The organism is Priestia sp. MDV22-iso46, assembly GCF_058629175.1.
Window position 1 is genome coordinate 735,710 of record NZ_JBZVWT010000002.1, and the last position, 11,600, is coordinate 747,309.

At 37.9% G+C, this 11,600-nt stretch carries 15 protein-coding genes; 11 read left to right on the top strand and 4 right to left on the bottom strand.

Annotation, left to right across the window (positions count from 1 at the left end; translation table 11 throughout):
* The first annotated feature begins 11 nt into the window (after positions 1-11).
* The 3 genes from AC4NPH_RS15680 to AC4NPH_RS15690 all read left to right on the top strand — a co-directional run bounded on the left by AC4NPH_RS15680 (position 12) and on the right by AC4NPH_RS15690 (position 1,218).
* Positions 12-416, top strand: a complete 405-nt coding sequence (locus AC4NPH_RS15680) for a secondary thiamine-phosphate synthase enzyme YjbQ (protein WP_013058683.1) — start codon at positions 12-14, stop codon at positions 414-416.
* 103 nt (positions 417-519) lie between these two features.
* Positions 520-645, top strand: a complete 126-nt coding sequence (locus tag AC4NPH_RS15685) for a hypothetical protein (RefSeq protein WP_016765283.1) — start codon at positions 520-522, stop codon at positions 643-645.
* A 447-nt stretch (positions 646-1,092) separates the two neighbouring features.
* Complete coding sequence (locus AC4NPH_RS15690) at positions 1,093-1,218, top strand: hypothetical protein (protein ID WP_013058681.1); 126 nt, start codon at positions 1,093-1,095, stop codon at positions 1,216-1,218.
* A 152-nt stretch (positions 1,219-1,370) separates the two neighbouring features.
* Here the strand turns inward: AC4NPH_RS15690 and AC4NPH_RS15695 are convergent, their stop codons facing one another.
* Together AC4NPH_RS15695 and AC4NPH_RS15700 are read right to left on the bottom strand one after the other, a co-directional pair.
* Positions 1,371-1,913, bottom strand: a complete 543-nt coding sequence (locus tag AC4NPH_RS15695) for a 5' nucleotidase, NT5C type (RefSeq protein WP_013058680.1) — start codon at positions 1,911-1,913, stop codon at positions 1,371-1,373.
* A gap of 139 nt (positions 1,914-2,052) precedes the next feature.
* Positions 2,053-2,730, bottom strand: coding sequence for a C40 family peptidase (locus AC4NPH_RS15700; protein WP_013058679.1), 678 nt, complete (start codon positions 2,728-2,730; stop codon positions 2,053-2,055).
* Positions 2,731-3,075: 345 nt separating this feature from the next.
* Here AC4NPH_RS15700 and pfkA point away from each other — a divergent pair, with 345 nt between their 5' ends.
* Positions 3,076-4,035 carry a 6-phosphofructokinase gene (gene pfkA / locus AC4NPH_RS15705; RefSeq protein WP_013058678.1) on the top strand — a complete coding sequence of 320 codons (960 nt, stop codon included), beginning with the start codon at positions 3,076-3,078 and terminating at the stop codon, positions 4,033-4,035.
* A gap of 26 nt (positions 4,036-4,061) precedes the next feature.
* Here the strand turns inward: pfkA and AC4NPH_RS15710 are convergent, their stop codons facing one another.
* Entirely contained in the window at positions 4,062-4,205 is a 144-nt protein-coding gene (locus AC4NPH_RS15710) for a hypothetical protein (RefSeq protein WP_013058677.1), read from the bottom strand.
* Positions 4,206-4,363: 158 nt separating this feature from the next.
* On the opposite strand from AC4NPH_RS15710, the gene AC4NPH_RS15715 reads away from it, so the two are divergent.
* The 5 genes from AC4NPH_RS15715 (at position 4,364) to safA (ending at position 8,577) form a co-directional block, all read left to right on the top strand.
* The gene (locus AC4NPH_RS15715) at positions 4,364-4,762 is read left to right on the top strand and encodes a universal stress protein (protein ID WP_013058676.1); all 399 of its coding nucleotides are present in this window, start codon (positions 4,364-4,366) and stop codon (positions 4,760-4,762) included.
* Positions 4,763-4,774: 12 nt separating this feature from the next.
* Positions 4,775-5,494, top strand: coding sequence for an NAD-dependent protein deacylase (locus AC4NPH_RS15720; RefSeq protein ID WP_013058675.1), 720 nt, complete (start codon positions 4,775-4,777; stop codon positions 5,492-5,494).
* Positions 5,495-5,608: 114 nt separating this feature from the next.
* Positions 5,609-5,839, top strand: coding sequence for a YuzI family membrane protein (locus tag AC4NPH_RS15725; protein WP_035439113.1), 231 nt, complete (start codon positions 5,609-5,611; stop codon positions 5,837-5,839).
* A 612-nt stretch (positions 5,840-6,451) separates the two neighbouring features.
* A complete protein-coding gene (locus AC4NPH_RS15730; RefSeq protein WP_028415084.1) occupies positions 6,452-7,816 on the top strand; it encodes a hemolysin family protein in 1,365 nt (454 codons plus the stop codon).
* Between the two features lie 137 nt (positions 7,817-7,953).
* Entirely contained in the window at positions 7,954-8,577 is a 624-nt protein-coding gene (gene safA / locus AC4NPH_RS15735; RefSeq protein ID WP_078082276.1) for a SafA/ExsA family spore coat assembly protein, read from the top strand.
* A 40-nt stretch (positions 8,578-8,617) separates the two neighbouring features.
* On the opposite strand, the gene AC4NPH_RS15740 is transcribed toward safA, so the two are convergent.
* Entirely contained in the window at positions 8,618-9,724 is a 1,107-nt protein-coding gene (locus AC4NPH_RS15740) for a mechanosensitive ion channel family protein (RefSeq protein ID WP_013058671.1), read from the bottom strand.
* A gap of 290 nt (positions 9,725-10,014) precedes the next feature.
* Between AC4NPH_RS15740 and AC4NPH_RS15745 the strand changes: the two genes are divergently transcribed.
* Positions 10,015-10,980, top strand: coding sequence for a bile acid:sodium symporter family protein (locus AC4NPH_RS15745; RefSeq protein ID WP_063672548.1), 966 nt, complete (start codon positions 10,015-10,017; stop codon positions 10,978-10,980).
* A 157-nt stretch (positions 10,981-11,137) separates the two neighbouring features.
* The gene (locus AC4NPH_RS15750) at positions 11,138-11,590 is read left to right on the top strand and encodes a CBO0543 family protein (RefSeq protein WP_013058669.1); all 453 of its coding nucleotides are present in this window, start codon (positions 11,138-11,140) and stop codon (positions 11,588-11,590) included.
* Positions 11,591-11,600 lie beyond the last annotated feature (10 nt).

Consider the following 11,600-nt stretch of genomic DNA (forward strand, 5'->3'; position numbering starts at 1 on the left):
GAGGTGATGATATGCTACATTCATTTACGTTAAAAACGAATAAGCGTGACGAAATGATCGACGTTACGAGTCAGGTGCAGGCAGTACTAAGAACAGAAGGGTTAAAAGAAGGGGCTGTAGTTGTTTACTGTCCTCATACAACCGCTGGTATAACAATTAATGAAAATGCGGATCCGGATGTAAAAACCGATATGATCCGACGCTTCGATGAAGTATATCCTTGGGAACATAAGTTAGATCTTCATATGGAAGGAAATACGGCGGCGCACCTCAAAGCGAGCACGGTCGGCTCCTCTCAGCATATAATCGTTCACGATGGGCAGCTGCTGCTAGGAACGTGGCAAGGAATTTATTTTTGTGAGTTTGATGGACCGAGGACTCGTACATATTATGTGAAAATTTTATCGGCACAATAACTTTTTTTCATACGTCATTGTCCAACTTTTTTCTGAAAATTGTTATAAAACAAAGTTAATTTAATATAAATGTTATATAACAGTTAAAGGGAGAGATTGAACAATGGAAAAGATAGGTGCAGAACAAGAAACAGTAAAAAAAGAAAATGAAAAAACAAATTTTACATGGGTGGAAGAATACCCAACCATTTTAGACATTGTCAATGAGTATTACAGTACGTGTCGATAAAATGGGGAAGGCCGGAACAAAAGTATTTCAGTTGAAAGAGGATCCGAACGATGAATCGTTCGGATTTTTTTCATTGTGATGGTGAACGCAGGTTTACTGCATGTAGCTATGTCTCAATATTTTTTTATAAAAAAAGATATAATAGTAGCAATTTTCTTAAAAGGTTTAATATAATAAATATTAGGGTACTGAATTGTATGAAATAAAGATAAAACGCATCGTTTCATACTATTTCCTTTTTTACCGCTAGTACAGCCTTGAAGAAAAAGTTTCATTTGATATACTAACTATACGCTTAGTCTTTAAGATAAAGATGAAGATTCATTGTTATTGTTACACGCAGTGAATGAGCTGCCTTTGCTTGGCGAAAACGTCGTACAAACAAAGACAGATAGCGAATTGTTTTGGGTGCGTTCATTTAGTTCAAAACAGGGAGGCGATTAGTCTATGTTACTTGTACGTATGGCCATGATTGGTTTCTTTTCATTAACAGCCATATCATTGTTCTCTTTTCAGTCCGTTGAAATTATCCATGCCATTATGGACTTTTTCTCATCAGCTGATAAGTACTAAAAAACTATATCTTTTTTAAATAAAAAGAGGATAGCCCTTAGGGGGCTATCCGTCAAAAACCGCCTTTTGGGCGGTTTTTTTATGCTTATAGCTGTGCTAACAAACGCACTGCATTCATTCTCTGATGACAAAGTCCACGTGTTTTTTTAAGCTCAACATTCGTTGAAATAAGTATTTACGTACTGTTCAAACTGAAGCCAATCGTCCACGCGAGGGACCTTTACTTCTTCGTTATACGGGTAGCTCATGGCAACAGCATGGCGACCTGTAGCTTGAAAAGCCTTCAAATTATGCGGTGCATCATCAAATAGCAAGTCTCCGTATATTTTATCTTTTTGGTGTGTAAACACGATATTGTATTTTCCGATAAACGGAAGGTGTTTTTCAACCCACTGCTCTTTTTCTGTATAAGCATAGGTACGGCTGCTTGTGACAATTAAAATGGCAAACCTTTCATAAAGTCGTTTAAGAACCTCAACAGCATGAGGCAGAGGTTTTAAATGTAAAAAAAGCCCCGGCTGATCGAGGTAGTCATAAATTTTTGTGCCGCATTCCGGCTTTACATACTTTTCTGATTCCCAGCATTTTAACTTTTCAACCGATAAGCTGTCGCAATAATCTTTGTTATATTGGTTATGCCAATCCGTCATAAGATCACAAATGACAGAATCCATGTCAATTAAAAGGGTGTGCATTTATTCAACTTCCTTTACAGTATTCATCTACACGCTTGGTTTTGCAATGTAATGTGCTGCTTCTACTATACCAAATCTTTTACATGCAGAAAAAGAGCAAGCCGCATCAAAATCGCACAGCTTGCCCTTTTTATAGAAACTACATTCTTTTAGCACCTAAATAGCGTTTGCTCCAATAGCTCTCTTTCAGAGAAGAGATGCTCACACCTTTAGATGAAGAGCAGTGAAGAAACTGGTTATTTCCTAAATAAATTCCTGCATGAGAAGGCCCTTTTGTATAGGTTTGAAAGAACACAATATCTCCAGCTTTTGGACTTGAGACGCGCGTTCCTTTTTGATAAATTTGAGCTACTGTTCGAGGAAGTTGAACCCCGCCGCCATGTTTGAACGCATAGCCAATAAAACCGCTGCAGTCAAAGCCGCTTGGCGTTGTTCCACCCCAGCGATATCGAACGCCCATATACTGTTTTCCTTTGTTAATCACTGCGTTAGGGTTATAGCGCGCTGAGCTAGAAGAAGATTTACCCTTTGCTGAAACGCCTAGTTTAGCATACGTTCCTTTTCCAACAATACCATCTGCTGCTAGTCCATTTTTGCGCTGAAATGATTTTACAGCAGAAGTTGTAACAGTCCCAAAGTATGTAGTCGTATTCCCTTTAAAATAACCTTTATTTTTCAACGTTTGTTGTAGTTGTTTAACATCTTGATGATTCATGCCTTGGCGAAGCGTTTGGTCGCCTAGAGCCGCTTGGCTGACAATCGGGCTAGTAGAAACAATAACGCCAGCAAGCGTAAGAGCTGCTATTACTTTTTTCATAAAACTAGTACCCCCTGAAAATTTTCCCTGATTTGAGTAAATTCATCATATCATCTTTCGACAGTGTTCTACGTTACAATTTCATTACATATATGAAAAAAATGAAATATAAAGGTGAATATAGTCTTATAAAAGCTGTAACTAAAAGGGTTCTTTAGATGTGCAATATTGCTAGAAAAACTTTGAATATTTGACGGTAAATAACTAAAAGATATGAAAAAGTATGTACATTTAAAATTTAACAAAGAAATATGTTGTGAATTACTACACAAAAAGTTCGAACTCAGGTAAAATGTAGAACTATAATATAGTAGTCATGTATGTGACTTTGATGAGGTGAAAGTAATGAAAAGAATAGGTGTATTAACAAGCGGCGGAGATTCTCCAGGTATGAATCCTGCGGTTCGTGCTGTTGTGCGTAAAGCAATTCATGAAGGTATGGAAGTTTACGGTATCTATCAAGGATATCAAGGGTTAATAGAAGGAAATATTAAAAAGCTAGAAGTTGGAGATGTTGGTGACATCATTCAACGCGGTGGAACTATGCTTTATTCTGCAAGATGTCCAGAATTCAAAACAGAAGAAGGGCGTTTAAAAGGTATTGAAAACCTTAAGAAGCACGGTATTGAAGGCTTAGTAGTTATTGGTGGAGACGGATCATATATGGGAGCTGTAAAACTAACAGAGCTTGGTTTCCCTTGTATCGGTATCCCAGGAACAATTGATAACGACATTCCAGGAACAGATTTTACATTAGGATTTGATACGGCTCTTCATACGGTTATCGATGCAATTGATAAAATCCGTGACACGGCGACTTCTCATGAACGTACGTTTATTATTGAAGTTATGGGTCGTAATGCAGGAGACATTGCTCTTTGGTCAGGTCTTGCTGGCGGTGCGGAAACAATCCTTATCCCAGAAGCAAAAGATGAGTTCCAAGAAATGGTTGATCGTTTGAGAAAAGGCCAAGAGCGCGGTAAAAAGCACAGCATTATTGTAGTAGCTGAAGGTGTAGCCAATGGTAATGAAGTGGCGAAGCAGCTTCATGAAGCTGCAGGTATTGAAACGCGTGTAACAGTATTAGGACACATTCAGCGCGGTGGTTCCCCAACTGCTCAAGATCGTGTGCTAGGAAGCCGTTTCGGCGGTCGTGCAGTCGAGCTTCTGCTAGAAGGTAAAGGCGGCCGTGCAATCGGTATCCGTAAAAATGAAATTGTAGATTATGATATTATGGAAATTTTAGGTGAACCTCACCATATCAATGCTGATATGTACCGTTTATCTAAAGAGCTTTCAATCTAATCACAGTGTTGCTGAGGCGAAACTTCTTATATTGAAGGAGTTTCGTCTTTTTTTGATTGCATCCCTGTCCCTTCGCAGTGTTTACATGTTTTCATGTAACCGATACCAGGAATAACGGCTAGCTTTCCGAGCCCTTTGCAAAAAGTGCAAATTAATTCAAAACCAAACATCGTTCCATCCCCTCTGTACACGTTTTCTTTCAGTTTATCATAAAAGTAGACAAATAATTTTAAAAATTATAGAAATAATTAAAAAAATGATTACATTTGAACAGCGAGTGATATAGTAAAGAGAGAAGACCATTTTACAAAAGAGGAGAGGAAGCGTGATGTTTAAACGAATTTTACTTGCCTCAGATGGCTCAGAGCATGCAGCTAAAGCAACAGAAAAAGCCGTTCAGCTGGCTCAGCTGACGGAAAACAGTTTTATTCAAGTTATTTATGCAGTAGAGGGTGATTCAAGATTAAAATCACTTAGCCGCGACGAGGAACGGGAAAGTCGGATACATACAACAGATGAAATTTTAAAGCAAGGAAACGTGGAGTATGAGATTACGTTTATGCATGGAGACGCTGCTAAAACAGTGATTCAATTTGCTAATCAAAATTCATTTGACCTTGTAGTAATAGGAAGCAGAGGGTTAAATCCTGTAAAAGGCATGCTGCTTGGAAGCGTGAGTTCTAAAATTGCACAGCAAGTAACGATTCCTGTGCTAATTGTTAAATAGGAGAGAAATGCAATGTCAAAACAGTACAAAGAATTAAAACAGCTCATTGATGATGCTAAACACATTTGTTTTTTTACGGGAGCAGGAATGAGCACAGAGTCAGGCATACCGGACTTTCGCTCTCAAAATGGCTTATATCGCCAAAACAAAAGCTTTGTGGACATAGTAGCTGCTGACTTCTATGAACAGTATCCTCATGAGTTTTGGCCGCTGTTTAAAGAGATTTTTCATATTAAAATGCTGCATCAGTATAAAGCAAATACGGGCCATCGCTTTATTGCTGAACTAGAAGAAGCCAAAACCGTGCATGTGATTACGCAAAATATTGATGGCTTGCACCAAGATGCAGGAAGCACGAACGTTTTTGAGATTCATGGATCCATTAAGAGAGCTCATTGTCCAAGCTGTAAAGAAGAGTATGGCTTAGCGTATTTAAATCAGTCGGCTCTCCCACAATGTACAGCGTGTGAGCGCCTTTTAAAGCCAAATGTTGTTCTCTTTGGAGATGCCATTCATCAGTTCGATGAAGCAGTTACAGCAGCGCTGTCATCTGATTTATTCATCGTGCTTGGTTCATCGCTTGAAGTAGCACCGATTAATCAGATTCCGCTGCTTGTGAGCCGGTACAATCGTACAAACATGGTGATGATTAATAAAGAACCTACCCATTACGATTATTTGTTTGATTTGGTTATCTATGATTCCATTGGACAAGTGGTCGCAAATTTATAAGCGTCTATGCATGGACATAGCGCTTTTTTAGCATTTAGTGATAAAGTGTAGGGATGTATCATATGGTGTAGTACATCATCCATTCGCTAATGGATAGAAGGGATGTTTTCGCATATGAGTGTAGGCTTGAGAGTTTGTCTCTTCATTGTTGGTATTGCACTCAAAGTGACAGCTGTTTTGACTTTGATTTTTGAAATGAATCTTGTCCCTATTCACGGAAGGAGTCTCACTTATTATGCTGAAGCGATAGGTGTGAAACTCCCCATTATCTGTTTTGTCCTTGGTTTTTTTTGTGTAGCAGCAAGCTTTTATTTACCTGCTAAAAATCGCCGCACCAGTAAATAGCAAGGGCAGGAGACTAACTAAAACGTTTGACTGCAAAGTTTTTAACATTTAAAATAAAGTCAATAAGTTTAAAAAGAAATAGGATAATTATTCCTTATTCTTTTTAGATATACGGAAATAGAGGTGATTGGATGGGGCAGTGTACCACGTTGGCGAAGTAGCATTATATGCACCAGTGTCAAAGCGTACAATACAGTATTATATAAACCTACATTTGCTTCACGCATATCGCTCTTTATCACATAATCGCTCTTTTAAGACGTTAACAGACTTTAACTTTATAAAGGTTGTAAACTACTAAATTTTTTATAAATGAATGGAAGAGAGAATCAGCGCTGAAGCAACATCATGAAATGAAGCGATGTGAGCCATTGCTTCACATCTAGAACAGCTGAATAAAGAATGACCTGCTACACTAACGAGTGAAACGTGAGATAAGGAAGAAAGACTGGCAGTTTTGCTCCATATAAAAATGTTTATACATTTATCATGTGATTCCTCCTTATATGCACTTTTCCAAGTGATCAGTACAGGGATAGAGTTCTTTATCCAAATTTTTTATTTTTTAGGAGGTGAGTCCTTACTCGTTTTTAAACGAGCTAAGGAACTTGATTGGACATATTTAACTTGATTTTACTAGCGGTACTGATTGCATTAACTGCTTTTTTCGTTGCTACCGAGTTTGCGATTATTCGCGTGAGGAGTTCCAAAGTGGATCAGCTTATAGCAGAAGGGAGCAGCAATGCAAAAGCTGCGAAGCAAGTTATTTCAAATTTAGATGAATACTTATCTGCGTGTCAGCTTGGTATTACAATTACTGCGCTGGGAATTGGTTGGTTAGGAGAGCCTACACTTTCGCATCTCCTCTCACCATTACTTGATCAACTAGGGATAAGCGGAGCTTTAACAAAAGTACTATCTGTTGCGATTTCTTTTGCGGTTGTTACATTTATAAACGTTGTGGTCGGAGAGCTTGCTCCGAAAACATTTGCAATTCAAAAAGCAGAGAAAGTCACTTTATTATTTGTTCGTCCGCTTATACTCTTTTATAAAGTAACCTATCCTTTCATTTGGCTATTAAACAGTTCTTCTCGTTTAATAACAGGGTTATTTGGTCTAAAGCCTGCTTCAGAAAATGAGCTTGCACACAGTGAAGAAGAGCTTCGCATCTTGTTATCAGAAAGCTATAAAAGCGGTGAAATCAATCAATCGGAGTTTAAATATGTAAGTAAAATTTTTGACTTTGATGATCGCGTTGCCAAGGAGATTATGGTGCCGCGTACGGAAGTCGTTTCGATTGACCAGGAAGATACAGTCGAATACATCCTTGAGATGGTCCAAGAAGAGCGGTTTACCCGCTATCCGGTCATCGATGGAGATAAAGATCATATTATTGGAATGGTCAATATGAAAGAGATTTTAACCGAGATTGTCATGAACAACAGTAAGGAAAAAATAGATTTAAAACAGTATATCCGTCCTGTTATTGAAGTAATTGAATCGATTCCTATTCATGATTTATTGCTTAAGATGCAGCGTGAACGCATCCATATGGCTATTTTAATTGATGAATACGGTGGAACAGCAGGGATTGTAACAGTAGAGGATATTTTAGAGGAAATTGTCGGTGAAATTCGTGATGAATTTGATGCGGATGAACTTCCATTAATTCAGAAAGTCAAACCCGATCATTATATTGTAGATGGAAAGTTATTAGTAAGTGAGCTTAACGAGCTGCTTGGCACAACAATTGATGATACGGATGTTGATACAATTGGAGGCTGGGTCTTGACGGAAAAATATGACGTCAAGCAAGGAGAAAGCCTTAGCTTTGATCAGTATGACTTTACCGTTACGAAAATGGAAGGCCATCACATTCAATATATTGATGTGATCAAAAAACGTCAGGTGCATCAAAGCACGGATGAAGCGGTTAATGTGTCGGACATGAACCAGTCACAGGCTTTATCTTCGTAACAAAAAGGCGCATTGCAAAAGAGCAGTGCGCCTTTCTTATGAAAAAAGCGTGCTGAGAAGATGATAAAGTCATATGATGGAACTAAGGGATAATATTACCGCTATGAATCTTGAAATCAATTTGCTTTAATAAAAGTATGAAAACTCTATCAAAACTTTTATTAGTAACACTGTTGTCTGTCACTCTAGCTTTTGGTCTTAATAACACTGCGCAAGCAGCAACCGTACATACCGTTCAATCGGGAGATACGATGTGGAAAATAGCAGTAAAATATCAGGTTGGCGTTTCCGAGCTGATTGAAGCGAATTCTGCTATTAAAAATCCTAATTCGATCTATCCGGGACAGAAAATTACTATTCCAACCGATAAAGCAGGAAGTTCATACGAAGAGCAAGTGGTTCAGCTAGTGAATCAAGAACGTGCTAAAGTAGGACTTAAGCCTTTAAAGTCTAATTGGGAAGTAGCTCGCGTTGCTCGCTATAAATCGCAGGATATGATTGATAAAAATTATTTTAGTCATACATCGCCTACATATGGAAGTCCGTTCGACATGATGAAAAACTTTGGTATTACATACAGTACAGCAGGTGAAAATATCGCTGCTGGACAAGCAACTCCAAAAGAAGTGGTTAACGCATGGATGAATAGCGAAGGTCACCGTAAAAACATACTATCGAGTCAATTTACCGAAATCGGAGTAGGTTACGCTAAAGGTGGAAGCTACGGCCATTACTGGACTCAAATGTTCATTTCAAACTAAAAAAGAAAGGAAAAAAAGCTGACTTAGTAGTCAGCTTTTTTTAGCTTCGAGCACTTTCTAGAAATTCTTTTGGATTGCCAGAAAGCTTTCCGTCCTGCTCAACGATGAGTGTGCGCGTAGGGAAAGCAAATTCTACGCCTTCTTCTTCAAGAATGTCCATAATTTCGAAGTTTATATTTTCTTTTACATCTAAATAATCAGCAAAAACGGTTGTATTTGTAAAGAAATACAGATAGATATTTAGACTAGATTCATAGAAGCCGTCAAAATTTACAAGAATCGTTTCATTGTGAATTTCTTCGTGCTCCGTCAGCATCTTTTTAATTCTTGTCACTACGGTTTCTAACTTTTCTTTTGGTGTATTATAATTCAAGTTTAAATGAAAGGCAATTTGACGTTTTCCCATCTTAGCCCAGTTGATAATAGGCTCATTAGAAAGAGTAGCATTTGGAACCGTTACGACTGCTTGAGCGAACGTTCGAACTTTGGTGCTTCGAAACGTAATATCTTCTACAACGCCTTCAACACTCGGTGTTTTAATCCAATCTCCAATAGTAAAAGGCTTTTCGGTAATAATCACAATTCCGCCGAATAAATTACTAACGGTGTCTTTTGCGGCTAGGGCAAAAGCAAGACCACCTAACCCAAGACCCGCTACAAAGCCGTTTACGTTAAAACCCCATTCTTCTGCGATGATGGATATAGAAAGCATAACAACAACGATGCGGATGAACTTTTCAATAAAAGGAATAATGATTCGATCCACTTGGATATCAAAGCTTTTGGCAAACGTTGCAAAAAATAAATTGGTAGAAGCAGCTAAATTATACAAGCCCCATCCTGCAAGGCCAACAGAAGCTGAACGAACTAAATGTCTTTCCGTGTCGGCTGTTAAAACATCAAAGGGAAGATAGGGAAGAGCAAGCTTGAAACCAATAATCACAAAAATCCAGCGCAGCGGCTTTTCAAAAGCTTCTAAAACGCTCGTAATTAAATTGATTTTTTTATTTTTGACAAAACCAATAATAAACTTAAACAAATAAGTCGTGAACAGCTTGCGAAGAATTAAAAAGATCAGAAAGATCCCAATCGCAATCACGATTTTTTTCCAATCATCTAAAGATGACAGAGACTTCAAAAAATCCATACAATCCTCCTAGTTACCAAAACTGTGCTACAGTTCATTTATATCCGTCAATTAAAGCATTTCTATGTAGAGTGTACGGTACCCTAAATTCATGCTTTTTAAAAGCTTCTTCCCTATTAAAATAGCATAAAAATACCCGTAAATCTATTTAAGTGATAATTATGAATATATCTCTTTTTAGTAAAAGAGACAGACAATAGTCTGAAAATAAGTTGTATAATAAATAGGTGATATTATAAACATTAATTTATCTTATTATTTATTTAAAACGTTCGTTGGAGGGAGAAGCTTTGTTAAGTCAATTAAATAGAATGCTAGAAAAATTGATGCCCTTTATTACGCCGGTCAGCTTACTCATAGGAGTGCTTATCGGTTCGTCACTGAGTCAGTATACCTTTTTAATTCCATGGCTTTTTGCATTAATGACGTTTGCTGGAAGTTTAAACTCAAATTTTCAGCAGTTAAACGCCACCATACACCGTCCATTTCCAATCGTTATGGCCCTGTTTGTTTTACATATTTTTATGCCAGCGTGGGCTTGGAGCGTTGGCCAGGTGATTTTTCCGCATGATGTATTTACAAGCACGGGCCTTTTACTAGCAGCGATTATTCCAACCGGAGTGACTAGTTTTATATGGGTCTCTATTTACAAAGGAAGCATTCCTCTTGCGCTGTCCATTATTTTAATTGATACTCTTTTAGCGCCGCTTATCGTTCCTTATACGCTTTTATTGGTGGTTGGAGACACCGTGCATTTGGAAGCGCTAAAGCTAGTCAAAGATTTATGTTTTATGATTGTCTTTCCATCTCTGTTAGGCATGTGCTTAAATCAATATACAAAAGGAACAATTAAGCAGACATTAGGACCAAAGCTGGCACCTGTTTCAAAAATAGGGTTAAGTGTGATGGTCATGGTAAACGGGGGAGTGATTGCCCCTTATTTAAAACATATCGATAAAAAACTGCTGTTTATCATCGTGATCGTCTTTTTAATGAGTTCAGCTGGTTATTTCTTTAGCTGGATGATTGGTAAATGGCTAAGGTGGGACCGAGCAAAAGTTGTGACGCTTACGTTTTGCGGGGGCATGAGAAATATTAGTGCCGGAGCCGTATTAGCGGTATCTTATTTTCCAGCTCCCGTTGCTGTACCCGTCGTACTAGGGATGTTATTCCAGCAGGTATTAGCCGCTTTATCAGGGCGTTTAGTTCAAAACTATTACCAGAAAAAAGACGCTGAATTTGTTTCATTAAAATAAATGGAAGAAGCAAGGGACGAACCACAGTAATCATAAAGTAAGCACTCTGTTTTAATGATGAAAGATAAGGTGCTTTTACGCTTGCTGCGTTCAAGATAAAGAGATGATTAGAAAAAGAAACGGTGTGGCATACTAGAAAGAAAAAGGTCGGATATTCTTGCTTATCAATATAGCGCTGGCGTTTGTTTTACCTTGGATTTTTGGCACACTTTATTTACATCCTAAAAATCGTCGTTTAATGCCTTTAGTAGGAACTGCTTTTTGCATTTTAGCAATCATTGTCAATGAATTAGGGAGTTATTATGGCTTTTGGAAACTCCGCACTTCTTTAGAAAATGAAGCATTAGAGGCGCTGCCTTTTAATTTAGGCGTCTATCCTGTATTGGCCAGCTATATGATTTTTTTAATCCAGCGAATCGGAAAACCTTATTTTTTTATTTTTCTTATTGCGCTGTTTACAACATTTTTAGAAGGAACGTATGTGCATATGGAAAGAGTTATATACGGAAACGGGTGGAATCTCGGCTGGACATTTTTTTCCTACTGGATTCCGTACAGCGTGATTTATTTATACTATAGGTATTTGGTTAGTCTTAGACTGCTTCACTAGAAGAAAGAAA

What these genes read in the sequence shown, in the direction of transcription:
- AC4NPH_RS15680 (WP_013058683.1), top strand. Translation starts at nt 12, where the DNA reads ATGCTACATTCATTTACGTTAAAAACGAATAAGCGTGACGAAATGATC.
- AC4NPH_RS15685 (WP_016765283.1), top strand. Translation starts at nt 520, where the DNA reads ATGGAAAAGATAGGTGCAGAACAAGAAACAGTAAAAAAAGAAAATGAA.
- AC4NPH_RS15690 (WP_013058681.1), top strand. Translation starts at nt 1,093, where the DNA reads ATGTTACTTGTACGTATGGCCATGATTGGTTTCTTTTCATTAACAGCC.
- AC4NPH_RS15695 (WP_013058680.1), bottom strand. Translation starts at nt 1,913, where the DNA reads ATGCACACCCTTTTAATTGACATGGATTCTGTCATTTGTGATCTTATG.
- AC4NPH_RS15700 (WP_013058679.1), bottom strand. Translation starts at nt 2,730, where the DNA reads ATGAAAAAAGTAATAGCAGCTCTTACGCTTGCTGGCGTTATTGTTTCT.
- pfkA (WP_013058678.1), top strand. Translation starts at nt 3,076, where the DNA reads ATGAAAAGAATAGGTGTATTAACAAGCGGCGGAGATTCTCCAGGTATG.
- AC4NPH_RS15710 (WP_013058677.1), bottom strand. Translation starts at nt 4,205, where the DNA reads ATGTTTGGTTTTGAATTAATTTGCACTTTTTGCAAAGGGCTCGGAAAG.
- AC4NPH_RS15715 (WP_013058676.1), top strand. Translation starts at nt 4,364, where the DNA reads ATGTTTAAACGAATTTTACTTGCCTCAGATGGCTCAGAGCATGCAGCT.
- AC4NPH_RS15720 (WP_013058675.1), top strand. Translation starts at nt 4,775, where the DNA reads ATGTCAAAACAGTACAAAGAATTAAAACAGCTCATTGATGATGCTAAA.
- AC4NPH_RS15725 (WP_035439113.1), top strand. Translation starts at nt 5,609, where the DNA reads ATGAGTGTAGGCTTGAGAGTTTGTCTCTTCATTGTTGGTATTGCACTC.
- safA (WP_078082276.1), top strand. Translation starts at nt 7,954, where the DNA reads ATGAAAACTCTATCAAAACTTTTATTAGTAACACTGTTGTCTGTCACT.
- AC4NPH_RS15740 (WP_013058671.1), bottom strand. Translation starts at nt 9,724, where the DNA reads ATGGATTTTTTGAAGTCTCTGTCATCTTTAGATGATTGGAAAAAAATC.